This window comes from Flavobacterium sp. SP2 (assembly GCF_057626655.1).
In genome coordinates, this window is the sequence record NZ_JBVHBT010000001.1 from 81,950 (window position 1) to 107,534 (window position 25,585).

General features: G+C 31.7%; 31 protein-coding genes. 20 read left to right on the forward strand and 11 right to left on the reverse strand.

Annotation, left to right across the window (positions count from 1 at the left end):
* Complete coding sequence (locus tag ACZ098_RS00435; protein WP_487309758.1) at window positions 1–492, reverse strand: DUF6913 domain-containing protein; 492 nt, start codon at window positions 490–492, stop codon at window positions 1–3.
* A gap of 76 nt (window positions 493–568) precedes the next feature.
* Between ACZ098_RS00435 and ACZ098_RS00440 the strand changes: the two genes are divergently transcribed.
* Together ACZ098_RS00440 and ACZ098_RS00445 are read left to right on the forward strand one after the other, a co-directional pair.
* Complete coding sequence (locus tag ACZ098_RS00440; protein ID WP_487309759.1) at window positions 569–1,351, forward strand: 5'-nucleotidase C-terminal domain-containing protein; 783 nt, start codon at window positions 569–571, stop codon at window positions 1,349–1,351.
* A gap of 20 nt (window positions 1,352–1,371) precedes the next feature.
* A complete protein-coding gene (locus tag ACZ098_RS00445) occupies window positions 1,372–2,289 on the forward strand; it encodes a bifunctional metallophosphatase/5'-nucleotidase (RefSeq protein ID WP_487309760.1) in 918 nt (305 codons plus the stop codon).
* Here the strand turns inward: ACZ098_RS00445 and ACZ098_RS00450 are convergent, their stop codons facing one another.
* From ACZ098_RS00450 to rpsF, 6 genes are all read right to left on the reverse strand, one after another.
* The gene (locus ACZ098_RS00450) at window positions 2,290–2,979 is read right to left on the reverse strand and encodes a hypothetical protein (protein ID WP_487309761.1); all 690 of its coding nucleotides are present in this window, start codon (window positions 2,977–2,979) and stop codon (window positions 2,290–2,292) included.
* The gene (gene ligA, locus ACZ098_RS00455) at window positions 2,972–4,966 is read right to left on the reverse strand and encodes an NAD-dependent DNA ligase LigA (RefSeq protein WP_487309762.1); all 1,995 of its coding nucleotides are present in this window, start codon (window positions 4,964–4,966) and stop codon (window positions 2,972–2,974) included. Before ligA ends, ACZ098_RS00450 begins: the two co-directional genes overlap by 8 nt.
* Before the next feature lie 69 nt (window positions 4,967–5,035).
* The gene (locus tag ACZ098_RS00460; protein WP_487310519.1) at window positions 5,036–5,509 is read right to left on the reverse strand and encodes a DUF6495 family protein; all 474 of its coding nucleotides are present in this window, start codon (window positions 5,507–5,509) and stop codon (window positions 5,036–5,038) included.
* A gap of 161 nt (window positions 5,510–5,670) precedes the next feature.
* A complete protein-coding gene (gene rplI, locus ACZ098_RS00465; protein WP_487309763.1) occupies window positions 5,671–6,111 on the reverse strand; it encodes a 50S ribosomal protein L9 in 441 nt (146 codons plus the stop codon).
* Between the two features lie 66 nt (window positions 6,112–6,177).
* Window positions 6,178–6,474 carry a 30S ribosomal protein S18 gene (gene rpsR, locus ACZ098_RS00470; protein WP_007138295.1) on the reverse strand — a complete coding sequence of 99 codons (297 nt, stop codon included), beginning with the start codon at window positions 6,472–6,474 and terminating at the stop codon, window positions 6,178–6,180.
* A 2-nt stretch (window positions 6,475–6,476) separates the two neighbouring features.
* On the reverse strand, window positions 6,477–6,818 hold the full coding sequence (gene rpsF, locus ACZ098_RS00475; protein WP_487309764.1) for a 30S ribosomal protein S6: 342 nt from the start codon (window positions 6,816–6,818) through the stop codon (window positions 6,477–6,479).
* 187 nt (window positions 6,819–7,005) lie between these two features.
* Between rpsF and ACZ098_RS00480 the strand changes: the two genes are divergently transcribed.
* Window positions 7,006–7,701, forward strand: a complete 696-nt coding sequence (locus tag ACZ098_RS00480) for a LytR/AlgR family response regulator transcription factor (protein WP_487309765.1) — start codon at window positions 7,006–7,008, stop codon at window positions 7,699–7,701.
* Between the two features lie 6 nt (window positions 7,702–7,707).
* Here the strand turns inward: ACZ098_RS00480 and priA are convergent, their stop codons facing one another.
* From priA to nadC, 4 genes are all read right to left on the reverse strand, one after another.
* Window positions 7,708–10,185 (reverse strand): replication restart helicase PriA, encoded by a 2,478-nt coding sequence (priA, locus tag ACZ098_RS00485; protein WP_487309766.1) that lies wholly within the window; start codon window positions 10,183–10,185, stop codon window positions 7,708–7,710.
* Between the two features lie 58 nt (window positions 10,186–10,243).
* Entirely contained in the window at window positions 10,244–10,666 is a 423-nt protein-coding gene (locus ACZ098_RS00490) for a DUF2147 domain-containing protein (RefSeq protein ID WP_487309767.1), read from the reverse strand.
* On the reverse strand, window positions 10,659–11,612 hold the full coding sequence (locus tag ACZ098_RS00495) for a YihY/virulence factor BrkB family protein (protein WP_487309768.1): 954 nt from the start codon (window positions 11,610–11,612) through the stop codon (window positions 10,659–10,661). The genes ACZ098_RS00490 and ACZ098_RS00495 overlap by 8 nt, the downstream gene beginning before the upstream one ends.
* Before the next feature lie 69 nt (window positions 11,613–11,681).
* Entirely contained in the window at window positions 11,682–12,539 is an 858-nt protein-coding gene (gene nadC / locus ACZ098_RS00500) for a carboxylating nicotinate-nucleotide diphosphorylase (RefSeq protein ID WP_487309769.1), read from the reverse strand.
* 130 nt (window positions 12,540–12,669) lie between these two features.
* Between nadC and ACZ098_RS00505 the strand changes: the two genes are divergently transcribed.
* From ACZ098_RS00505 to ACZ098_RS00585, 17 genes are all read left to right on the forward strand, one after another.
* Window positions 12,670–13,431: a Rossmann-like and DUF2520 domain-containing protein gene (locus ACZ098_RS00505; RefSeq protein WP_487309770.1), complete on the forward strand. Its 762-nt coding sequence runs from the start codon at window positions 12,670–12,672 to the stop codon at window positions 13,429–13,431.
* On the forward strand, window positions 13,415–13,942 hold the full coding sequence (locus ACZ098_RS00510) for a KdsC family phosphatase (protein ID WP_487309771.1): 528 nt from the start codon (window positions 13,415–13,417) through the stop codon (window positions 13,940–13,942). The genes ACZ098_RS00505 and ACZ098_RS00510 overlap by 17 nt, the downstream gene beginning before the upstream one ends.
* 15 nt (window positions 13,943–13,957) lie before the next feature.
* The gene (locus ACZ098_RS00515) at window positions 13,958–14,884 is read left to right on the forward strand and encodes a geranylgeranylglycerol-phosphate geranylgeranyltransferase (protein ID WP_487309772.1); all 927 of its coding nucleotides are present in this window, start codon (window positions 13,958–13,960) and stop codon (window positions 14,882–14,884) included.
* The gene (locus tag ACZ098_RS00520; protein WP_487309773.1) at window positions 14,877–15,461 is read left to right on the forward strand and encodes a Maf-like protein; all 585 of its coding nucleotides are present in this window, start codon (window positions 14,877–14,879) and stop codon (window positions 15,459–15,461) included. The genes ACZ098_RS00515 and ACZ098_RS00520 overlap by 8 nt, the downstream gene beginning before the upstream one ends.
* 6 nt (window positions 15,462–15,467) lie before the next feature.
* The gene (locus ACZ098_RS00525; protein ID WP_487309774.1) at window positions 15,468–15,998 is read left to right on the forward strand and encodes a mechanosensitive ion channel domain-containing protein; all 531 of its coding nucleotides are present in this window, start codon (window positions 15,468–15,470) and stop codon (window positions 15,996–15,998) included.
* Window positions 15,999–16,090: 92 nt separating this feature from the next.
* Window positions 16,091–17,278 (forward strand): AI-2E family transporter, encoded by a 1,188-nt coding sequence (locus ACZ098_RS00530; protein WP_487309775.1) that lies wholly within the window; start codon window positions 16,091–16,093, stop codon window positions 17,276–17,278.
* A gap of 199 nt (window positions 17,279–17,477) precedes the next feature.
* Entirely contained in the window at window positions 17,478–18,128 is a 651-nt protein-coding gene (locus ACZ098_RS00535; RefSeq protein WP_487309776.1) for a porin family protein, read from the forward strand.
* A 65-nt stretch (window positions 18,129–18,193) separates the two neighbouring features.
* Window positions 18,194–18,451 (forward strand): YtxH domain-containing protein, encoded by a 258-nt coding sequence (locus tag ACZ098_RS00540; protein WP_487309777.1) that lies wholly within the window; start codon window positions 18,194–18,196, stop codon window positions 18,449–18,451.
* A gap of 12 nt (window positions 18,452–18,463) precedes the next feature.
* Window positions 18,464–18,823, forward strand: a complete 360-nt coding sequence (locus tag ACZ098_RS00545; protein ID WP_487309778.1) for a hypothetical protein — start codon at window positions 18,464–18,466, stop codon at window positions 18,821–18,823.
* Window positions 18,810–19,193, forward strand: a complete 384-nt coding sequence (locus ACZ098_RS00550; RefSeq protein ID WP_487309779.1) for a hypothetical protein — start codon at window positions 18,810–18,812, stop codon at window positions 19,191–19,193. Before ACZ098_RS00545 ends, ACZ098_RS00550 begins: the two co-directional genes overlap by 14 nt.
* A 34-nt stretch (window positions 19,194–19,227) precedes the next feature.
* Window positions 19,228–20,067: an MlaE family ABC transporter permease gene (locus tag ACZ098_RS00555; protein ID WP_487309780.1), complete on the forward strand. Its 840-nt coding sequence runs from the start codon at window positions 19,228–19,230 to the stop codon at window positions 20,065–20,067.
* Window positions 20,067–20,828, forward strand: a complete 762-nt coding sequence (locus ACZ098_RS00560; protein ID WP_487309781.1) for an ABC transporter ATP-binding protein — start codon at window positions 20,067–20,069, stop codon at window positions 20,826–20,828. Before ACZ098_RS00555 ends, ACZ098_RS00560 begins: the two co-directional genes overlap by 1 nt.
* A 2-nt stretch (window positions 20,829–20,830) precedes the next feature.
* Window positions 20,831–21,562, forward strand: coding sequence for an MlaD family protein (locus tag ACZ098_RS00565; protein WP_487309782.1), 732 nt, complete (start codon window positions 20,831–20,833; stop codon window positions 21,560–21,562).
* Between the two features lie 41 nt (window positions 21,563–21,603).
* Entirely contained in the window at window positions 21,604–21,849 is a 246-nt protein-coding gene (locus ACZ098_RS00570; protein ID WP_487309783.1) for a hypothetical protein, read from the forward strand.
* Between the two features lie 109 nt (window positions 21,850–21,958).
* Window positions 21,959–22,276 (forward strand): hypothetical protein, encoded by a 318-nt coding sequence (locus ACZ098_RS00575; protein WP_487309784.1) that lies wholly within the window; start codon window positions 21,959–21,961, stop codon window positions 22,274–22,276.
* 107 nt (window positions 22,277–22,383) lie between these two features.
* Entirely contained in the window at window positions 22,384–22,824 is a 441-nt protein-coding gene (locus tag ACZ098_RS00580) for a hypothetical protein (protein WP_487309785.1), read from the forward strand.
* 152 nt (window positions 22,825–22,976) lie between these two features.
* Window positions 22,977–25,451, forward strand: a complete 2,475-nt coding sequence (locus tag ACZ098_RS00585; protein WP_487309786.1) for a PIG-L family deacetylase — start codon at window positions 22,977–22,979, stop codon at window positions 25,449–25,451.
* The last annotated feature ends 134 nt before the right edge of the window (window positions 25,452–25,585 follow it).

Genomic DNA, 25,585 nt, shown 5'->3' on the forward strand with positions numbered 1-25,585 from the left:
TTAAAGTTTGTTTAGTATTTTTAAATATTTAAATAATTCTTCTGTAAAGATTTTATAATTTTCGGCATTAGTATCAATCATGAAATGGTTCAGTCGTTTATCAACAGATGAAAAACCAACTTTAAAATCGGCTTTCGAATGGTGAGTAACTAACAATAATGCAGCTTTTTCAGTATCATAATAACTTATCAGCATGTCAAAATTTTGATTTATAAAATCAGTAACTACTGCTGTTTCAAATGAGGCATTCCATTTCAAATCTTTAAAACTAAATGCTGGATAATCTATAACTTCGTTTTTCTTTATGGTGTTTTTAAATACCAAAATAGAAATTGCTTCTTCTTTTATTCCATTTGAAACCAACTGTTTTATAAGACTTTCCTTTTCATAAAAATAGGTTTCGTCAAATACTATTCCTATTTTTTTTATCGAACTTGTTGAAGCAACATGATTTACATTTGATAACCTTTTCTTAACATTTTTTTTTGTCAAAAAATCCTTTATTTTACTCAAAAACATAGTACTTTTACTTGGTTGACAAATTTAATTAAAATAAGTTGCATTACAGATGGTAAATCTAAAAAACTATAACGTTGTACCGAAACATTTTGTTTTATTATTAACATTTATACTGCTAGTTTCTTGTGGAAAACAAAACTACACTATTTCTAAAATTGAAGGGACAAAAGTATCCATTACAGAGAAACAACCTACGAACACTACCATTGAAAATTTCATAAAACCTTACCGAGAACACATCGACAAAGATTTAAGCGAAGTTTTGGCCTATTCGCCTGAAACATTAGAAAAAGCTAAAGGTGAATGGCAAACTAATATTGGCTCATTTTTAGCAGATATTACATTAGAAAAAAGCAACAAGATTTTTACATCCAGAGAAAAAAAGACAATTGATATTTGCTTACTAAATCATGGTGGAATACGAAGTATTATTCCAAAAGGTGATGTTACGGCACGAACTGCTTTCGAAATAATGCCCTTTGAAAATAGTGCAATTGTAGTTGCATTAGAAGCTGAACAAATAAAAGAGATTGCAAATTATATTGTAGCCGAAAAAAAACCACATCCACTATCCGGTATGAGTTTCACTATTGATAAAAATAATGAAGTAAAGACTATTTTGATTCAAGGAAAACCATTAGAAAACAATAAGATATATTATGTAGTAACTTCAGATTATCTATCGAATGGTGGCGATAATATGAATTTCTTTAAAAAAGGAAGTCAAAAATTCGACTTAGATTACAAACTTAGAAATATTGTTATTGATTATTTCAAAGATGTTGATACTTTAAAAATCAATAAAGACATCAGAATTACTAAGGAAAACTAAGCTTTTAAAGTTATAAAAACATGAAAAGAAGAGACTTTATACAAAAAACTACAGCAACAACAGCTTTACTTGCATCAGGATTATCACTTAGTAGTTTTGCAAAAACAGAAGACATTAAACACATTACCATTCTTCATACCAACGATGTTCACAGTTATATTGATCCATTTCCTGTCGATCATCCGAGAAATCCAAATATGGGTGGTGTAGCTAGAAGAGCAACTTTAATTGACGCCGTTAGAAAAGAAAATCCGAACGTGCTGTTACTCGATGCAGGCGATATTTTTCAAGGAACTCCGTATTTTAATTACTATGGTGGTGAATTGGAATTTAAACTGATGAGTATGATGCAATACGACCTTGCCACCTTAGGAAATCATGATTTTGATAACGGTATCGACGGTTTTCTAGCACAATTACCTCATGCTAAATTCGATTTTGTCTCAGCAAATTATGATTTTAAAAATACCGTTTTGGACGGAATTGTAAAACCTTACAAAATTATCGTCAAAGACGGTGTAAAGATTGGAATTTTTGGGCTAGGAATTGAATTGGAAGGATTGGTTGATAAAAAAAATTACAAAGAAACAATTTATCTTGATCCGGTTGAGAAAGCTACCGACATGTCTAGAATACTTAAAGAAGAACAAAAATGTGATATTGTAATTTGCTTGTCGCACATTGGTTTCAAATACAAAGAAGATCCTAACAAAATCTGTGATATTTTGCTTGCCCAAAAAACAAGAAATATTGATTTAATTCTTGGTGGACACACACACACTTTTTTAGACAAACCTGTAATTGAAAAAAACCTTGACGGAAAAGAGGTTCTAATTAACCAAGTAGGTTGTTATGGATTAAACTTAGGTAGAATTGATTTTTACTTAACGAACGACAAACAAATTGTAGCCAATGGTAAATCAATTATTGTAACGTAATTATATATTCATTTTACTTAATTGATTTTTTTCTTCACCAAGAATGTAGTGTACCAAGAAAAAGTACGAAACCATTTGTACCGAAAAATGAATAATATCAAATGTAACTAACTTGAATTCAAAAGTATAAATAACGTAAAAAATATCTGATAATAAAATACAGATAACATATATAAATAAACACAAGTTTGCTATTGTAATTCGGTTGATGCACTTATAGGCAACTACAAAAACCAAAAGCAATATAGAAATACCAAAAGTTCCTATTTGAAAACGAAGTCCAATGGACAAATCTTGCAATAAATCCATTATTGAAAACCACAAATAAGTTAGCAAACTAGCGGTTAATGCAAGTGATACTGAATTCAATAAATTGTATTTAAAATTTACTTTATTTTTTAATACTATATAAATTAAGATGCAATTACTAATAAAAAACGGTACTAACATAAAATATAGTTCGCGATTCAAACCCAATAAGGTAATTGATTCTCCAACATAGCAAACAAACATCAGTACAGAAAAAAGAATCGAAATTTTCTTGGATTTTACAAAATAGTAAAAGTAAATAGACGGAATAATAAATGGTTTTGATAGCAGCATCAATGTAGCATCACCAATAATATTTGCGATTATTGCTAAAGTACAGACTGAGAAAAAAACTAGTATTCCAATTTTACTACTACTCATTAATCATTGTTATAAATTCATTTTCTGATACAATTCGAATACCAAGCTGCGTCGCTTTTTCAAGTTTGGCTGGACCCATATTTTCTCCTGCAACTACAAAATCAGTTTTGCTAGAAATCGAACTTCCCACTTTACCACCATTATCTTCAATAGATTTTTTTAAATCATCACGAGAAAATTGTTCAAAAACGCCCGAAACCACAAATGTTTTTCCAACAAATTTATCGGTCGCGTTTGGATTATGCTTTTCAATAATTTCAAATTGAACTCCAAAATTCTTAAGCCTTTCAATTATTAGTTTGTTGGCATCATTCTCGAAAAATTCAATGACACTCTGCGCAATACGCTCTCCTATTTCGTCAACTAGAACCAAATCCAATAACGAAGCTTTACCTAATGCATCGATATTTTTATAATGTTTAGCCAACTTTTTAGCAACCGTTTCACCAACATATCGAATACCCAAAGCAAACAATACATTTTCAAACGGAATGTTTTTAGAATTCTCAACACCTTTTACCAAATTTTCAGCACTTTTTTGAGCCATTCGTTCCAACGGCAAAATATCTTCAACCGTCAATTCATACAAATCGGCATAATCTTTTACTAAACCATTATTAAAAAGCAATGCTACAGTTTCGCCACCAAGACCGTCTATATCCATCGCTTTACGTGAAATAAAATGCTGAATTCTACCAATTATCTGCGGTGGGCAACCATAAAAATTAGGGCAAAAATGATTGGCTTCACCCTCTTTTCGAACCAATGCTGTAGCGCATTCTGGACAGTGTGTAATATATTGAGTAGGTTCTGCTTGATTTCCACGCTCGGCAACTGCTATTATTTTAGGAATAATTTCACCACCTTTTTCTACAAAAACACTATCGCCTACTCTTATATCTAATTTTTCAATTTGATCGGCATTGTGCAACGAAGCACGTTTTACAATAGTTCCAGCTAGTTGAACCGGCTGTAAATTAGCCACTGGAGTGATTGATCCTGTACGTCCAACCTGATACGAAATAGAATTTAATATTGTGGTAACTTGTTCAGATTTAAACTTATATGCAATTGCCCAACGTGGCGATTTTGCAGTATAACCTAATTCATCTTGATGATTAAAATCGTTTACCTTAACCACAACTCCATCAGTTTCATAAGGAAGATTGTGACGGTGTTCATCCCAGTAATTTATAAATTCAAATACTTCATCGAGATTATTAGCGAGTCTAGACTCTTTTGGAACTTTAAAACCCCACTTTCGAGCCAATTCAAGTCCTTCAAATTGTGTGGAAAAAGGAAGATTATTTCCTGTAATAAAATATAACAAACATTCCAACGGACGTTTTGCCACTTCAGCACTATCTTGTAATTTTAAACTTCCTGATGCCGTATTTCTCGGATTTGAATAAGGAGTTTCTCCAATTTCTATCAAATCCTGATTCATTTTTTCAAAACCGTCAAATGGCAAAATTATTTCACCGCGAATATCAAATTTCGTAGGAAAATTGCCTTTTAATTGTAACGGAATTGACTTAATAGTCTTGATATTACTCGTCACATCATCACCTTGAAAACCATCACCACGAGTAACTGCACGTAGTAACTTTCCGTTTTCATAGGTTATTGAAATTGATGCGCCATCATACTTAAGTTCGCAAGTGTATTGCAAGTTTACGTTTCCTAAAACTTTCTGAATTTTAACTTCCCAATCCTGTAAATCTTCTTTGGAATACGAGTTGTCCAAGGAGTACATTCGATGTTCATGAACAACTGTATTAAAATTTTTAGTAATTGCACCACCAACACGCTGTGAAGGAGAATTTTCATCAAAAAATTCTGGATGTTTGGCCTCTAATTCTTGAAGTTGCTTAAGCTTTAAATCAAACTCAAAATCGGAAACCGTTGGTAAATCCAGCACATAATAATTGTGGTTGTGTAGATTAAGTTCCTCACGTAAATCCTGAATGATTTTTTGAATATCCATAAAATTAAAATAGATCAGTAAACAATATTTGAGACCAATTTAGCTATTTTATTTTAAAAAAATGTAGTTTTATTTTTGAATAATTCCATTAATTTGATTGTACAATTGTCCATCACTTAAAATCGCACCATCGTTAATTAATTTAAAAATAGATTCTTCACGTTCCTCATTATAGTCTTTTTTTCCTACTACTATTTCTACACTATCGGTAAAAATGTTATCGCTCAACCATTGTAAACCATCTTTATTAAGAAAATCTACATTTGTATCCAACGATTTCAAAATAATAGAACGTAACTGTACTTCTTGACAATGAAAAAGAAAAATATGATTTTTAGAAAAGTGCTCTAAAAACTGAGCGCTTTTTAAAACTCCTTGCCAAACCAAGTCAGAGAAAACGTCCAATTCCTGTTCAGCAACTTCGGGCTTGTTACATTTAATCTCGTCCCATTCTTTTTTATCAATAGCTTGTGACGCCAAGAAGTTGGCAAATTCTTGATGTAAAGCTTCAAATTGTTCTTTGGTAAGTCTTTTGTATTTCATATATTGTATTTCTGAATTGAACATTCCAAGTTGAATATTCAACATTTTTAATTTAAAATTTTAAACTTAGAATATTCAACTTGGAATATTGAATATTGAAGTTTTTAGAACATAAAAAAATCCCGACTTTCATCGGGATTTATATACTATATAGTGAAATATTAAACTTCAGCTACAATTTCGTAAGGTAATTCAACCACTACATCTCTGTGTAATCTTACAGATGCAGTATATTTTCCAGTACGTTTTACAACGCCACTAGTAATGAATTTTCTGTCAACAGATTGCCCACCTTTTTCTAATGCTGCAGCGATATCAATATTGGTAACTGAACCAAATAATTTTTCACCACCTGCTTTAGAAGAAATTTTAATTTCAATTGCTTTAAGTTTTTCAGCCAATTCTTTAGCGTCATTTACAACTTTAGCTTCTTTGTGTGCTCTTTGTTTTAAGTTTTCAGCCAATACTTTCTTTGCAGAAGGTGTAGCCAATGTTGCAAAACCTTGAGGAATTAAATAGTTACGACCGTATCCAGCTTTTACTGATACGATATCATCTTTAAATCCTACGTTTTGAACGTCTTGTTTTAATATAAGTTCCATGTTGTTGTCCTTATTATAGAAGTTAGGTTTCCTTTATTGGAAAACCAACAACTGCTTGTTTAAAAATTATTTTAATAAATCGGCCACGTATGGCATTAAAGCTAAATGTCTTGCTCTTTTCACAGCTACTGACACTTTTCTTTGGTATTTTAACGAAGTTCCTGTTAAACGTCTTGGTAAAATTTTACCTTGCTCGTTAACGAATTTCAATAAGAAATCAGCATCTTTATAATCGATGTATTTGATTCCAGATTTTTTGAAACGACAATACTTTTTAGTTTTGTTAGTTTCTATGTTCAAAGGCGTTAAATATCTAATATCTCCGTCTTTTTTTCCTGAAGCTGATTGTTGTAATGTTGCCATAATTAAGATTTTGCTACTTTAAGTTTTTCTCTTCTTCTTTCTGCCCATGAAATTGCGTGTTTGTCTAAACTAACAGTTAAGAAACGCATAACACGTTCGTCACGTCTAAATTCAGTTTCGAAAGCAATTAAAACTTCTGGAGTTACGTTGAATTCAAATAAATGGTAAAAACCACTTTTTTTGTTTTGGATTTCGTAAGCTAATTTTTTTAAGCCCCAATCCTCTTTAGATACCATTTTTGCTCCTCTAGTAGTAAGAAAATCTTCAAATTTGCTTACTGTTTCCTTTACCTGAACTTCAGATAAAACGGGATTTAAAATGAAAACAGTTTCGTAATGATTCATATTAATATGTTTAAATTATAAAATTGGGTGCAAAAGTACATTTTTTATTTTCTAAAACAACTACAAAAAGAAAAAAATCGCCTAAATGCAAAAAAATACTGCTAAAAAGCAAAAAACATCGATGAAAGTTATTTTTATCAAAAAAAAGTGTATATTTGTAATTCCAAATCTATAATACAATATTATTATGAAACTAAATTGTGTAGTTGTTGATGACAGTTCGCTTCAGCGAATGGTCATTGCAAAGTTAGTAAATAATCATCCAAATTTACATTTAGTTGGTGATTTTTCTAATGCAATTGAAGCAAAAAATTGCATGACAGTTCACACAGTGGATTTAATTTTCCTTGATGTTGAAATGCCGGTTATTAGTGGTTTTGATTTTATTGATGGTTTAAAAATTAAACCTCAAGTAATTTTTATTACCTCAAAAGCAGAATATGCACTAAAAGCATTTGATTACGATGCTACAGATTACCTTCAAAAACCTATTGTTTTAGAGCGTTTTAATGCTTCTGTAAAAAGAGCGTTGGATTTTCATATGATGAAACGCGAAAATCATGAAGAAGAAGGTGAGCATATCTTTATCAAAAGTAATTTGAAGAAACTTAAAGTTTTTACAAACAAAATTAAATGGATTGAAGCGTATGGCGATTATGTAAAAGTAGTTACCGAAGAAGACACCAATCTTGTTTTATCTACCATGAAATCGTTCGAGAAAGATTTATCGAGAGATAAATTCATTAGAGTTCATAAATCCTACATTATAAACATTGATAAAGTAGAACGTTTCAACAGTAAATTTGCCGAAATTGGGATTACCAAAATTCCGTTAAGCAGAAACAAAAAAGAAGATTTGATTAAAGCGCTTGCAATTGCTTAATCGAAATTAATAAAAATCAATATTGGCAGTTACTTTAATTGATCGATATTGCGCAATAACCTCAAAACTATTTAGAATTTTCTGGATAGTTTTTTTTGTGCTTGCCAACGGCTGATTTTGCGGAATTTTAATCATAATAGTTTTAATGTATTCATTTCTAATACGATTAATTCCAGGTTCTTCAGGTCCTAAAACAGGTAGTTGCAAATTTTGTTGAAATACTTGGTACAACCACATCGAACCTTCTTTCAACTTCTCAAAATCCCGATGCTTTAAGGTCAGTTTGATCAAACGAAAATAAGGTGGATATTTGTAAATCTGTCGTTCATACAATTGCTCTTTATACATTCCCAGATAATCATTATTAGTTACTTGCTGAATAACATTATGATTAGGATTATAAGTTTGAATAATTACTTTTCCTATTTTATCCGACCTTCCTGCGCGTCCTGCAACTTGTGTCATCATTTGAAAACTACGCTCAAAAGCTCTAAAATCGGGATGATACAACATATTATCAGCATTCATAATGCCAACTAACGAAACGTTATCAAAATCCAAACCTTTAGCCAACATTTGAGTTCCAACCAAAATATCAATTTCTCTGTTTTTGAAACTATCAATTAGTTTTTCAAAACTATATTTACCGCGCGTGGTATCTTGATCCATACGCTTGATGTTTTTTGTTGGAAATAATTCTGCCAATTCCAATTCTATTTGCTCTGTACCAAATCCTTTGGTAGAAATATCGATACTCGAACAAGAATGACAATTAGTAGGTTTGGCAATTGCATACCCACAATAGTGGCAACGCAACTGATTTTTAAATTTATGATACGTCAAACTCACATCACATTGCTGACATTGCGGTACATGACCACACGTCATACATTCTAAAACTGGCGAAAATCCACGACGGTTTTGAAACAAAATAATTTGTTCACCAAGAGCTAACGATTCGGTTATGGCATCAACTAGCGCTAAAGAAAAATGACCTTTCATTCGTTTCTTAAAATAACTTTCTTTCAAATCTACCAATTCGACGAGTGGTAATTGCGCTTTTCCGAAACGTTCAAACAATTCTACCAATCCAAACTTTCCAGATTGCGCATTAAAATAAGTTTCAATACTCGGTGTTGCCGAACCTAATAGTACTTTAGCTCTGCTCAGTTCGCCCGTGGCTTGTGTAGATTTATGAGAATTTGCCAACACAATTGCTGCATCTCTGGCGTGATATCTTGGCGCTGGATCTTGCTGTTTAAAGGTTTGCTCGTGCTCTTCGTCAACAATTATCAATCCTAAATTAGAGAATGGAAGGAATAATGCCGATCGCGCTCCAATTACAATTTTAGCTTTTTCAGAATGCTCTAAAACTTGTTGCCACACTTCTACCCGTTCATTATTAGAATACTTAGAATGGAAAACGGCAACTTGATTTCCAAAATACCGTGTCAGTCTAGAAACGAGTTGTGTTGTTAAAGCAATTTCGGGAAGCAAATACAAAACCTGTTTGCCGTTATTTATTTGCTCTTCAATAAGTTTAATATAAATTTCTGTTTTACCAGATGATGTTACGCCGTGAAGCAAACACACCTCTTTCGATTCAAAATTGATTTTAATATTTTCATACGCCAAATTTTGAGCATCACTTAAAACAAGTAAATTATCAGTTTTATTTTTGTCAAAATTTACACGATCTTCCTGAATATAATATTCTTCAAATATTTTTTTATCAATTAACGCCTTTACGATTGCGCTAGACGATTGTGATTTCTCTATTAATTGCTTAACCGAAATCGGTTTCTTTTCTTGTGCATTCAACTGAAAATAATGCATCAATAAATCCTTTTGTTTATTGGCTTTCATAACTTCCAAAAGCTGCATCAAACTTTCGTTAGAAGAATAATCTTCTTGCAAACGAATGTATCTAATAAGTTTGGGCTTGTATTCTTCAACTAGTTCCTCATTTAATAAAATAAGACCTTTGTTGATTAATTTCTGAACTATTGGAAAAATATTTTTCTTATTCAGAATCGACATTATATCCTGAACTTTCAATGAACTTTGTTGTTGCAACGCATCCACTATCAAATATTCATCATCCGATAATTCGGAAACCACAACATCCGAATCTTTTTTCTGAGAAATTATCGTTTCGGTTTCAAGCAAAAAAGCAGATGGCAATGCACCACGAAAAACCTCGCCGATGGAACACATATAATACGACGAAATCCATTGCCAGTGTTGCAACTGAAACTCATTTACAACCGGTTTTTCATCTAATATTTGATGGATTTCTTTGGCATCGTATAAAGCTGGCGGATTTTGATGTTTATCTAAAACCAATCCAGTATAAATTTTACTTTTACCAAAAGGTACAGCAACTCGCATTCCGTTTTGAATGTAATTGTATTCCGCTTCAGAAACCAAATAGGTAAAAGTTTTAGGTAATGAAAGCGGCAAAATAACTTCTATAAAATGCATTTTTTTGTTCAAGTTGAAAGTTTAGATTCAAAAAAAATTAATACAGGTTTTCAACTATTTACTTTACTCTATACCAATACTGTGTTCTTCCAAATAAAGAAACGCCAATGTAACCACGAACTTTCAGTTTATCTTTATTTACTAAGGTGATGTAGCATTTATACAATTTTCCGTTTTTAGGATCTAAAACCTTTCCTCCATTGTATTCTTCACCATCTTTTTTCAAACCTTTTATAAAAGTCAATCCTAAAATGGGTTTGTTTTTATCTTCGCCTTCGCACAAGGTACATTTTTTATGACGGTGTTCATCTTCAAGAATTTCTAAAATTTTGCCGTAAACCTTGCCGTTTTTTTCATAGATTTCAACAATTCCTTTTTCTTTACCGGTTTCATCATCTACAGTCTTCCAACGTCCAATTACCGTTTGTGAAAACGAAATTTGAAAAAACAAAACTAATCCTATAATAAATTTACTATTCATTTTCTTGTCTGTTTTTGGTGTCTTTTTGAATTTCTATCAACTTAATTTTATTAATTGTTGCATTTAAATCAAATCCTAATAATAATATCATCGAGTTAATCCAAATGTAAAACATTACTACTAACAGCGTTCCGATAGAACCGTAAAGCTCGTTGTATTTGGAGAATTTAACCACCCAAATTCCAAAGAAATAAGACGAAATAATAATTAAAACAGTAGTGAAAACCGATCCGATTGAAATAAATGCTATTTTTCGTTGCTGCTTGATTCCGTATCGAAATAAAAGTGATGTTGTGACTAAAATCATTGCGATTACAAACGCGTATCTACCGTATTCTATTAAATGTATTCTGTCCGACAGCACATCTTGAATTTTGGTTTTTTGTATCAAAACTTCAAAAATAATTATTGCCGCCACAGTAATTATCAATATCAGCGATAATATAATAGATAACGCCACAGAAATAAAATATTGCCTAAAAAAGCGTCGTTTGTGAACAATATGACGTGAATTTTCAAAACCTCCAAGAACGGCATTTACGCCATTTGCCATTAAGAAAATTGCCATAAAAAAACCAGTGGAAATCAATCCCGAGTTACTGTTATGAAGAATATCATTGATGATTTTAAAAATAGCCTCGTAAGTTGTTGGCGGAACACTTTGCTGGACAAATCCAAGAAAGTCATCCTGAAAACCAGCAATTGGAATGTACGGAATTAAATTCAGAATAAATAATGCAAACGGAAATAGCGCCATAAAAAAACTGAAAGCAATTGCAGTAGCTCGATAAGAAACCGCACCATCAATTATTCCTACAATATACATTTCTAATAATTCATATAAAGACAAACCATGAAGCCACGGCAACTTTATCGACTGCGAGAAACGCACGATGTTCCTTACAACAGGAATTTTTAAAAGTTTATCTTCTATTTCTATACTCATAGTTAGGTTGCTACTTAGTTGCTGAGCTTCTCAGATACTCAGTTACTCAGACTTATTCAATCTGCCATCTTAAAAAGCCTTCAAACTCAAATCCATATTATAAACAGAGTGTGTTAACGCGCCTGATGAAATATAATCTACACCGCAATTAGCGTATTCACGGATGGTATTTTCATTAATATTTCCCGACGATTCTGTCAAACAGGTATTTCCAATTAACTCGACTGCTTTTTTGGTGTCTTCAAAGTTAAAATTATCAATTAGAATTCGGTAAATTCCGTCCGATTTTAAGATTTCTTTAATTTCAACTAAGTTTCTAGCCTCTACAATTATTTTTAAATCTTTTTTGTTTTTCTTAAGATATTCTTTCGTTTTATTGATGGCATTTGTAATTCCGCCAGCAAAATCATTGTGATTATCTTTTAACATAATCATATCGTACAATGCAAATCGATGGTTTTCACCACCACCAATTTTCACCGCCCATTTTTCGCATGCTCTAAAGCCAGGTGTGGTTTTTCTGGTGTCCAAAATTTTGGCTTTCGTACCTTCCAATAAATCAACGTATGCTTTGGTTTTGGTTGCAATAGCACTCATTCGTTGCATGGAATTTAAAACCAATCGCTCGGCTTTTAGAATAGATTGTGAACTTCCTGAAACATGAAAAACAATATCACCATGTTTAACTTCACTCCCATCGTTTATAAATGTTTCTACTTTCAGATTTTTATCAACGTAATTAAAAACCATTTTGGCAAAGGCAACGCCGGCAATTATACCGGAATCTTTTACTAAAAGTTTCGCTTTTCCTTGAGCATCGTCAGGAATACAAGCTAAAGATGAGTGATCACCATCGCCAACATCTTCTCTAATAGCGTTTTGAATTATAAGTTGTAATTCGTTTTGAAATTGTGTTTCTGAAATCATAATCTAAAAAATTGAAACGCTAAAATAAGGAAAATTGTTTGTTTAAATTCACATACATTGCAAACTAAATTTCTATTAATGTAATTATAAAAATAACCCAAAATAAATATATTTTCAATATTTTAGCCGAATGATTTCAATCGTACTTTTAGGCTCGGGAAATGTGGCACACCACCTTATTAATGCTATTAAAAATAGTGATGGGTTGCAATTGCTTCAGGTTTTTGCAAGAAATCCCGAAAGCATTTCAGGCTTAATGCCTTATGACAAAATAACCTCCAGTTTTGATGCTATTCTCGATGCTGATTTGTATCTAATTTCAGTATCCGACAATGCTATTTCTGAAGTTTCAAGTAGTTTAAAATTTAAAAATAAATTAGTTGCGCATACTTCGGGAAGCTTTTCTATGTTCGATTTGGATTCAAAAAATCGAAAAGCTGTTTTTTATCCGTTACAAACTTTTTCAAAAAATAAAGAAGTTAATTTTAAAGAAGTTCCGATTTGCTTGGAATCCCAAAATGAAACCGATTTTAAAATTTTAGAAAAAGTAGCACATTGCATTTCAGACAAAGTATTTAAAATTAATTCGTCTCAACGAAAATCACTACATGTTTCAGCGGTATTTGTAAGCAATTTTGTAAACCATCTTTATGCCATTGGAAACGATATTTGTAAAGAAAATAACGTTGATTTTGATATTTTGAAACCTTTAATTCAAGAAACGGCACACAAAATTGTATCGCTTACGCCCAAAGAAGCCCAAACTGGACCAGCAAAACGAAATGACACCCTAACAATAAATTCGCATTTACAATTTATTTCAGATGAAAATCAGAAAGAAATATATAAAATGTTAACCAAATCAATTATAGATAATGGCAAAAAGTTATAAAGAAATATTAAATGACATCACTACGTTTATTTTTGATGTAGATGGCGTTTTAACCGACAGTTCGGTTCACGTAACCGAAGCAGGTGAAATGCTTCGCATCATGAATATTCGTGACGGATTTGCAATGAAAGCTGCCTTAGAAAGTGGCTATAATGTCTGTATTATTTCTGGTGGAAACAATGAAGGCGTTCGTATCAGATTGCAAAATTTAGGTATTAACGACATCCATTTAGCCAGTCCAGACAAAGTAAAAACGTTTGCAGAATATACCGAAAAATATTCCATAAAACCCGAAAAAGTATTGTACATGGGCGATGATATTCCCGATTATCATGTGATGCAATTGGTAGGAATGCCTACTTGTCCGCAGGATGCAAGTCCCGAAATTAAAGCCATTTCAAAATATATTTCGCATAAAAATGGCGGAAAAGGAGCTGTAAGAGAAATCATTGAACAAGTGATGAAAGTACAGGGAAAATGGCATTTGTACTATAATGGAAAACACGACTAATATTTTTGATTTAAAATGAAATACTTAAAGTTAATACGATATCAAAATTTAATTTTAATTGCTATAATGCAACTTATTGTTCGTTTTGGTTATCTTGAACAAATAGATATTCCGTTGTCACTGTTTTATTGGCAATATACTTTGTTGATTCTAGCAACTCTATTGATTGCTGCTGGTGGCTATGTTATTAACGATATTTTTGATCAAGAAATTGATTCTGAAAACAAACCAAAAAAAACAATTGTTGGAAATAGTATTTCTGAAAACACCGCCTATACTATTTACGCATCACTAACAATTGTTGGAGTTGGACTTGGTTTTATCTTAGCCAATTCGGTACAGCATCCAAATTTTGCCGTGGTTTTTGTGGTTATCGCAACACTTCTTTATTTTTACGCCAGTACAATCAAAAAAATAGCTGTTGTTGGTAACTTACTTGTTGCATCGTTTTTAGCGTTAAGTGTTTTGATTACTGGAGTTTTTGACATTGTTCCAAATACATTTGAGGTGAATAGAAACCAAATGAGTGTGGCTTTTTCGATACTTTTTGATTATGCAAAATTTGCTTTCATCATCAATTTTATTCGTGAAATAATTAAAGACATGGAAGATATTGAAGGCGATAAAAATGCCGACTGCAAAACGCTTCCTATACTTTTAGGAATTCCAAAAACAACAAAAATTGCCTTTGGAATAATAGTCATTTCAATACTTTACCTACTCTATTATTGCAATTACTATTTGATGCAAAACGATTTGTATTACGCCACTATTTACCTTTTATTATTTGTAGTTGCACCACTACTTTACAGCGCAATAAAAACATTTAATGCTTCAGAAAAGAACCAATTTCACCACATAAGCACAGTTCTAAAATGGATTTTATTTTTCGGAATACTGTCAATTGCAATTACCAATTACAACATTCATCACCATGTTTAACGAAAACTTAAAACAATATAAAATCATTTTGGCATCTGGTTCGCCACGACGTCAGCAATTTTTTAAAGATTTAGATTTAACTTTCGAAATTCGATTGAAAGACATTGAAGAAGTATATCCCGAAAGTTTAAAAGCTAATGAAATTACTAGTTATTTATCAGAACTCAAAGCCAGCGCATTTGAAAATGAATTAGCCGAAAACGAATTGTTAATAACCAGTGATACAATAGTTTGGCTCAACGGAAAAGCGTTGGGTAAACCAAAAGATTACGAAGACGCTTTCCAAATTTTAAAATCGCTATCCGATCAAACGCACGAGGTAATTACATCAGTAACTTTTAAAACTAAAACTAGTTTACAAACACTTTTTGACGTTACTAAAGTTACTTTTAATGCGCTTTCAGATAACGCCATTCATTACTATTTGGAACATTACAAACCATTTGATAAAGCTGGCGCCTACGGAATTCAAGATTGGATTGGTCTTATCGGAATATCAAAAATTGAAGGTTCTTACACCAATGTTGTAGGATTGCCAACAGAAAAAGTGTACCACTATTTAATGAATTTTAAATAAATCAGTATGAGTTTTTTAAACCTCTATTCTCAAGAATTATTTGCCACTGGAATTGTTATTTTCTTAATAATTGTGTTACGATTAGTAGTCTTTCGATTGGTAAAAAGATTTGCAAGAAGTAGTGAAATTATAGAGCATCGATCTAATTTGGTTATAAAATACATCCATTTATTAATCAATATCCTAGCCACAATTGCATTAATTATAATTTGGGGTGTCAAAAAAGATGATATTTTTCTAACCATTTCATCAATAACGACAGTAGTTGGCGTAGCACTATTTGCACAATGGTCAATATTGAGCAACATTACATCTGGTGTAATTTTGTTTTTCTTTTTTCCGTTTCGAATTGGTGATACGATCAAAATTCACGACAAAGATTTCCCAATTCAAGGCGAAATCGAAGATATTAACGCCTTTCACATCAATTTAAAAACGGTATCGGGCGAAAAGATCACGTATCCTAATAATCTGTTGTTGCAAAAAGGAATTTCAATTGTTAACGATACCTTCGAAGATAAAGAATTCATGGATTAAACGAATTATATAAATTTCATAGAAAATTGTGTAATGCAATAAATTGCAGTGCTAGTATTTTTGTAGCATCCAATTTAGTAATCTAATCTTCTATGAACGAAACAATTAAACTTCCATTTTACGCTAAACTTACATTTGTACTTCTCGGACTTATAGCAATTACCTATATTTTTTATGTAGGACAAGGAATAATCGTTCCAATAATGATGTCGTTTCTAATTGCAATTCTTTTACGTCCTATAGTCACTTTTTTAAACAAGAAATTACGACTTCCAAATGTAATTGCAGCAATGATTGCCGTTACCGTTTTTGTAATAGTTATTTTAGGTATTTTTACTGCGCTATCCTTTCAAATTACCGATATGGTAAGCGACTTCGACAAAATCGAAAAAAACCTTAACATACATTTGCAGCACTGTCAAGATTTTATTCGCGATAATTTTAATTTAAGTTCTAGAGAACAAAAAAAATATATCGATGAAGCTACCAACGATTCACTTACTAAAGGCAAAGAGTTGCTTGGAACAACATTAGTTTCATTTTCAGATACCTTACTAAATTTGATTTTAATTCCGATTTATATTTTCTTAATATTACTATATAAATCATTATTCGTAAAATTTTTTACCAAACTTATAAAGCCAGAGAATCACGGAAAATTATTTGATATTTTAGAACAAATCAAAGTTGTGGTAAAAAGTTATTTGGTAGGGTTAATTCTTGAAATGATTTTTATATCCGTTTTAACTGCAGCAGGATTAATGATCATAGGAGTAAAATATGCAATTCTACTGGGTATCATAACAGGAATTTTAAACATCATACCGTATATAGGTATTCTATTTGCTGGAATATTGACAATTGTTGCATCTTTAACCGGTTCAGCAGATTTATCGGTAATTCTAGGAGTTATTATAGTAAATGTAATTGTACAACTTATTGACAATAACATTTTGGTTCCACTAGTAGTAAGCTCTAAAGTAAAAGTTAATGCATTAGTATCCATTATTGTAATCATTATTGGTGGTGCTTTGGCAGGAATATCAGGTATGTTTTTAGCCATACCAATTGTAGCTATATTTAAAGTGATTTTTGACAGAATAGAATCTTTAGAACCGTGGGGTTATTTAATTGGAGACGATTTACCCAAGAGTTATGAATGGAAAGGAATTAAATTACCCTTGTACGATTTCGGTACTCCTACCGATACTACTCCAACAAATTCAGAAATCAATTTTGAAATTGTAAAAGCTCCAGAAGAAAAAAATACTGAAGAATAAAAGTAAACCAATACAGTATTAATAGGTTCTTTTTTGTCCTTACTAGTAAGACAATTAAGAACCTTTTTTTATTAAGAAAAATAGTAAGTGTGAATAATATAAAATTTACGAAAATTTATATAACACTAGATGTTCATTGCCATCGCATCTTTGTATTATAATATTTAAACAAATAAAATTTAATTAAAAAAGAAAAATTATGAAAACAGTTTCAAGAAAAATTGCTTTAGTTGCTGCACTTTTTGTAGGTGCAATTGGTTTCGCTCAAGATTCAAGTATTCCATCAACAGATTCTCGCGAATCAGTACAATTTGGTGTTAAAGCCGGTGTAAATTTCGCTAATGTGTATGATGAAGAAAACCAAGATTATGTTGCCGAAGGTAAAGCAGGTTTTGCTGCTGGTGCATTCGTATCGATTCCATTAGGTAAATTTATTGGTTTTCAACCAGAGGTTATGTATTCTCAAAAAGGATTTAAAGCAACCGGTTCAGTTTTAGGTGCAGATTATGAATTTAAAAGAACATCAACGTTCATTGATATTCCGTTGCAATTACAAATCAAACCTATCGAACAATTAACGCTTTTAGTAGGTCCACAATTTTCTTATTTATTAGAAACTAAAAACGAATTTAATGGAAACTCTACCACTGCCGAAGAAGATGCAGTTAACGACGAAAACTACAAGAAAAATATCTTTGGATTTGTTGTTGGTGCTGATATCAACCTTGAAAACTTCGTAATTTCAGGTCGTGCAGGTTGGGATGTTAGTAAATCAGATTCTGATGGAAATGATACTGACCCAAGATACAAAAATCAAGTAGTTCAAGTAACACTAGGTTACAGATTCTAATATAAACTTACAAATTGGGTTTCATGGTTTATGAAACCCAATTTTATAACTTAAAAAAAAACACTATGTCAAAAGGAAACACAGTAGTCGGATTACTAGCAGGTCTAGCAGCTGGCGCAGCATTAGGAATTTTATTTGCACCTGAAAAAGGTTCTGATACCAGAAAAAAAATCGCAAATAAAGGGAAAGATTCTTTAGAAGATTTAAAAAACAAATACAACAATGCAATTGATCAACTTACTTCTAAACTTGACCGAGCTAAAAATAACGGCTTAGAAATGTATGAAGAAGGTAAAGCAATTGTTGAGAATACTAAAAAATAAATTCTAAATAAGATGAAAGATAAAGTAATTTTAGTCGAAATGCTACTCGAAAAACTAGAACAATATGGTAAAACCAATTTCGAGTTGTACAAGTTACATGCCATAGATAAGTCGACAGACGTATTTGCATCGATAACTACACGAGCTGTATTAATCTGCTTAATTGCTTTATTTTTCTTCTTACTTACCATCGGTTTATCACTTTATTTAGGCGATGTTTTAGGAAAATCCTATTTAGGTTTTTTTGCAGTAGCAGCAATATATATGGTAATAATCTTATTATTTCTAATTATTAAAAAACCGTTAGAAGAAATTTTTAATAATTACTTAATTAATCAAATTTTTAAAGAAAAGAAAAATGCAAGTAATTAAAGATAATAAATCATTAGCTCAAGCAATTGCTCATTTAGAAAATGTAAAAAAATCGGAAGCCAATCTGCTTAAAGAACATTTTAATTTCACGGTTTACAGCTTAAATCCTGTGAATATGGTGAAAGAAAAATTTAACGAAGTACTACATGCGCCAGGAATTAAAGGTAAAATCTTTAATACTGTTTTTGGTCTTGCAACAGGATATTTTACTAATAATTTAATTGTAGGTTCATCAAGCAATCCAATTAAAAAAATGATAGGCTCTTTTGTACAAAGTAAAGTGGCTACTATGTCGGTTGATACTGAAGAAGTGAAAGAAAAAAGTCTTTCATTTCTAACTGATACTTTACAAAAATTAAAAATTAAATAGGCCAATTTTTCTGTAATGCCTTAATTTCTATTAAATGAAAAAAAAACTACCTATTCAAGATTTCAAAAAATATGCTGTCGATAAAACTATCAAGATTAGCGAAAAATCAATTGAAAAAACTTCAAAATTTTCATTGTTTTTAGTTGACACTGCCAATGTTTTTTTGTTCTTGGTACGTGTTTTTAAGAATACATTCTCTAGAGGATTTGAATTTAAAGAATTTATAAAACATTGTTTTCAAATTGGAAATAAATCGTTCACTTTAATATCCATAACTGGTACTATAATCGGATTGGTTTTAACCATTCAGTCGCGACCAGTTTTAATAAAGTTTGGCGCAGTAAACATGCTTCCCAATATGGTTGCAATTTCTTTGATACGAGAAATGGGACCAGTTATTACAGCCTTAATTTGTGCAGGAAAAATAGGTTCGAGTATGGGCGCAGAACTAGGTTCTATGCGTGTTACTGAACAAATTGATGCACTAGAAGTATCGTCTGCCAATCCCATAAAATATCTAATTGTTCCAAGAGTTTTAGCAGCAACGCTCATGATACCTTTATTGAGCATTTTTGCGATTTCTATGGGAATTTTTGGAGGATGGATAGGCGCCAATATTAAAGGTGATTTAAACTTTGTTTTATATATTTCGCAAGCCTTTGGAAAAGTAGAATTTATGGACTTCATTCCAGCAGTTATTAAAACTTTCTTTTTTGGAGCAGTTATTGGTTTAGTAGGTTGCTACAAAGGATTTAATGCCGGACGCGGAACTGAAAGCGTAGGAATTGCAGCTAACACAGCAGTAGTAACTGCTTCGTTCCTTGTGATTTTGGTAGATTTAATTGCAGTTCAAATAACTGATTTATTTTTATAATGGAAAACACTATTAAACAGCAATCAGTTATCGATATTCAAAATTTAAAAATAAGTTTTGGAACTCTTCACGTGTTAAAAGACATTTCACTTCAGCTAAAACCACAAGAAAATCTGGTTGTTTTAGGAAAATCTGGTACAGGAAAATCTGTTTTAATAAAATGTATTGCCCGCTTACTTAAAGCCGATGAAGGTACCATAAATGTATTAGGACAAGAGGTTAACGCACTTAAAGTTGCCGAATTGAACGACATTCGAAAAAAAATCGGATTTCTGTTTCAAAGTGGCGCTTTATATGATTCTATGACCGTGAAAGAAAATTTAGAGTTTCCACTAAAACGATTAAAAAAAGAATTAACACAGTCTGAAATCGATACCAAAGTAAATGAAGCGCTTACCAATGTTGGTCTAGAAGATGTTTTAAACAAAATGCCGTCTGAACTTTCTGGCGGTATGCGAAAACGAATTAGCCTAGCCAGAACCATAATTGTCGATCCCGAAATCATGCTTTATGACGAACCTACCACAGGCTTAGATCCAGTAACAGCAGAAGAAATAAGCGAACTTATAAACGCTATTCAAAAAAAATATAAAACTGCATCCATTATTATTACGCACGATATGGAATGTGTTCGAACTGTTGCCGATCGAATTATTATGCTAAAAGAAGGTCTTGTGTACAAAGAAGGTTCTCTCGCAGAATTTGAAAGCTCAACTGACGAATATATAAGTTCATTTTTTAAAACTAAAAAAATATCATAACCATGGAAAGTACAAAACAAGGATTCAAAATCCGATTGGGAATATTCATCATAGCAGGATTAACGTTGTTCTTACTTGCCATTTTTATTATCGGAAAACAAAAAAACCTGTTCGATCCTGTATTTAACATTTCGACAAAATTCAAAAATGTAAGTGGTTTACAAGTTGGAAGTAGCATTAGATTTTCTGGAATTAATGTTGGAACTGTAGATAATATTGAAATCATCAACGATTCGACAGTTAAAGTTGATATGATTTTAAAACAAGATATTCAAAAATTTATTCGCGCCGATTCTAAAGCTGGAATAGGTTCAGAAGGAATAATTGGCGACAAACTTATTGTAATTTCGCAAGGCAATCCAAATTCAAAATTGGTAAAAAGCGGTCAGTACATTCAAGCAATAGAACCAATCGAAACCGATGCAATAATGAGAAGTTTAGAAACAACCGCAGGTAATGCAGCAATTGCTACTGGTGAAATTGGAGAAATACTAATCAAAATTAATAACGGTGAAGGTACTTTAGGAAGACTTATGAATGACAAATCAATGGCTAATAATATTGATAAAACCTTAGTGAATTTAAAAAACGGTTCCAAAAAATTGGATGAAAATATGGAAGCTGCCAAAAGTAATTTTCTTTTAAAAGGCTATTTTAACAAGAAAAAAAGAGCAGAAGAAAAAAAGAAAAAAGAAGCTGAAAAAGCAGCAGAAAAATTAAAAAATAAATCCTAACTTTCAAGTTCTTAAAAACAACTAAAAAAAATATAAGAACAGTGGAAACCGAAGAAGAATTAAATGCTAAAATCATGAAAGTCACAATGGTAATTCAAGAAAATTATCCTGAACTTTCTAAGTATTTAAATGAAATGCCTATTACGCTTCCTGTAGACACACATCCAGAAGTAAACATAAAAAATCTTCAAAAATATTACGATTCACTACTAACCTTATTTAGAAATTATGTTGCAGAACATCAATTGATAAATGTAAATAGACGAAGCGATAACCACCACTTGTAAGCTAATGTACGTGTGAATCTTATAAAATGTTGTGCCAGTTGTATAACATTTAAAAATATAATTTGAAGAATTTTACCGAACTTAATTGTATAACCAAATTATTTTAAAAATGAAAAAAATCACAACAATCTTAATGGTATGTTTATTATCATTAATCGTGTTTCCAACCAACTCTTTCGGAAACACTATCGAAACAACTACAATTCCAGCATCTTCTAAAGAAGTTCCAGCAGAGGTTAAAACAATGCTTAACCGTTTAGAAGAAATTAAAAAAATGGATAAATCAGCACTATCACGTGTTGAGAAAAAAGAATTACGTAAAGAAGTTAAAACAATTAAAAAAACATTACGCTCAACAGGAAATGGGGTTTACCTATCTGTTGGTGCAATCATCATCATTGTTTTATTATTGATTTTATTACTTTAATTTTTTGCTAATAACTGTTAATTGCTTCTTAAAATAATCATTCTGGCATAGTAGTTGGATTTAGTATAAAAAACTGATAAACATTTTTTATCATAAATTAAATTATTATGAAAACGTTAAAACTATTTGTATTTGGACTTATGTTCATTGCAACAACACAATCTCAGGCACAAGTATCGGTAAACATAAATTTTGGAACACCGCCAGTTTGGGCACCAGCCGATCGAGTTGAAGTTCAATACTATTATCTTCCAGAAGTTGACACCTATTATGATGTTCCTGCCGAACGATTTATTTACATCAGTAATGGCGGTTGGGTACGCTCAGAAAGACTTCCAGCACGATATAGCGGATATAATCTTCGCGGCGGACGAGTTGTATATTTAACGGATTATAGAGGTAATTCACCCTATGTTTACCATAAAAAACACAAGGTAAAATATGTAACTACCAGATACAGACAACCTGAACGAGTAGTTTATGTAAAAAAACACGATGACAGAGGCAAACATAAAGGTCATGGAAAAGGAAGAAAACATGATGATTAATTAAAATTAATTGTATTGTTGAATAATATAAAGAGTAAAGACTAGTAGTTTTTACTCTTTTTTTTGTTAAAGAAATTCCAAAATTTAAGAAAATATTTATAGTCCGTTTTATTATTACTACTTTTGAAACTATTGCCAAAACTACTTTACCAATGCAACATTTCAAATTCAAAGCTTTTCTTATACTGTTATTTACAATTCAACTTGTAAATGCACAACAACCAAACAAACCCAACTCGGTAGAAATTTACCATCAAATAGAAAAACTAAATTTTCTTGGAACAGTGCTCTACATTGCTGCACATCCCGATGATGAAAATACTAGATTAATATCCTATTTATCCAACGAGAAAAATGCAAGAACTGGCTATTTATCATTAACTCGTGGCGATGGTGGACAAAATTTAATTGGACCTGAGCTCAGAGAATTACTCGGAGTAATACGAACTCAAGAACTTATTGAAGCACGAAAAATAGATGGTGGCGAACAATTTTTTACAAGAGCCAACGATTTTGGTTTTTCTAAAAATCCAGATGAAACCCTACAAATTTGGGATAAAAATCAAGTTCTCAGTGATGTAATTTGGGTAATACGAAACTTTAAACCCGATGTAATCATCAATCGCTTTGATCATCGTTCTCCGGGAACTACGCATGGTCATCACACATCATCGGCCATGTTGAGCGTAGAAGCTTTTGATAAAGTCAACGACGCTTCAATCCTTCCTGAACAATTAAAACTTACCACAGCTTGGCAGCCTAAACGATTGTTTTTCAATACATCGTGGTGGTTCTACGGAAGTAAAGAAAAATTTGATGCAGCCGATAAAAGTAATTTAAGCAACTTACAAATTGGTGTTTACTACAATCAATTTGGTAAATCCAATCAAGAAATTGCCGCTTTAAGCAGAAGTCGCCATCAGTCGCAAGGTTTTGGAAGTACAGGCACGCGTGGTGAAGAAGTAGAATATTTAGAGTTTTTAAAAGGAGATGCCTTACAAGATAAAACCAATATTTTTGAAGGAATTGACACCACTTGGAACCGAGTAAAAAACGGCAAAGAAATTGGAACTATTTTATCCAACGTACAACAAAATTTCGATTTTAAAAATCCTTCAGCAAGTGTTCCTGCATTGCTAAAAGCTTATGTTTTAATAGAAAAATTAGAAGATGAACATTGGAGAACTATTAAACTAGAAGAACTAAAAAAAATCATTGCTGCATGCACCGGATTGTATCTTGAAGCAGTTGCCGACAATCAAGAAGTTGCTGCTGGAAATAGAATAAAGGTGAAATCAGAGGTTATCAATCGAAGCACAATAAAAATGAATTGGATTTCTAATCATTCTAAAAAGGATAAAAAAGAATTACCTTTCAATAAAGTAGTAAACGATACTTTTGAAATTGAGGTAGAAAACAATGATCCGTATACACAACCGTATTATCTGGAGAATAAAGGCACGGTTGGAATGTATCGAGTGGACAACCAAGCAAACATCGGAAAACCCGATATTATTACACGTTTACCAGAAACTTTTCTTATCGAAATCAACGGTATTACCATTCCTTTTGAAAAAAAGATTGTTTACAAATATAATGACGATGTAAAAGGCGAAGTCTATCAACCGTTAGATGTTGTTCCAGTAGTAACCTCAAATTTTCAAGAAAAGGTTTATATTTTTCCAAAAAATAAAGAGAAGGTTATTAGTGTGAAAATAAAATCAGGAAAAGAAAATGTTGCCGGAACTATTAGATTAGATCTTCCCGATAATTGGAAAGTTTCTCCAGCAACGATTCCGTTTTCATTACAAAATAAAGGCGAGGAACAAATTGCTGTTTTCACCGTTACACCATCAAAAGAAGCGTCAGAAATTGTAATTAAAAGCATTCTAACCGTTGACGGAATTACATACGATAAAGAAAAAATAGATATTAATTATCCACACATTTACAAACAAATGGTTTTAAAACCAGCAGAAGCAAAAGCCATAAAGCTGAATATTAAAACTAACAACGAAAAAATTGCTTACATAATGGGCGCTGGAGATGAAGTTCCTAAAAGCTTAAAGCAAATGGGTTACGACGTTACGATTGTAAAACCAGAAGATATTTCGACTGAAAAATTAGTCCCTTTTGATGTCGTCATCACAGGAATTCGTGCCTATAATGTGGTTTCAACTTTAGCAATTAAGCAAAATGTACTATTAGATTTTGTAAAAAATGGCAAAACCATGATTGTGCAATACAATACTATGGACGAATTTGTTAGCAAAGATTTTTCACCATTTCTACTTAAAATTTCTAGAGATCGCGTTACAGAAGAAAATGCTGAAGTTCGATTTTTAGCACCACAACACCCAATATTGAATGTGCCGAACAAGATTACAAATACCGATTTTGAAGGTTGGACTCAAGAGCAAGGTTTGTACTATCCAAATGAATGGGACAAAAATTTTACAGCCATAATCTCTTCAAACGATAAAGGTGAAAAGGCAAAAGATGGAGCAATTTTAGTTGCAAATTATGGAAAAGGAAAATATATCTATACGGGTTTGAGCTTTTTTAGAGAATTACCCGAAGGCGTTGCTGGAGCTTTTAGACTTTTGGCCAATATGATTTCCTATTAATTATTTCTTTTTTTGTCATTTCGACGAAGGAGAAATCACATAAAGTTGATTTTAGATTTGTTTAAAAAAAAGATAGAGTGTAAAGCAGGACAAAAAGTGATGAAATACAATAAATTTCTGCTGCAAAAAATAAA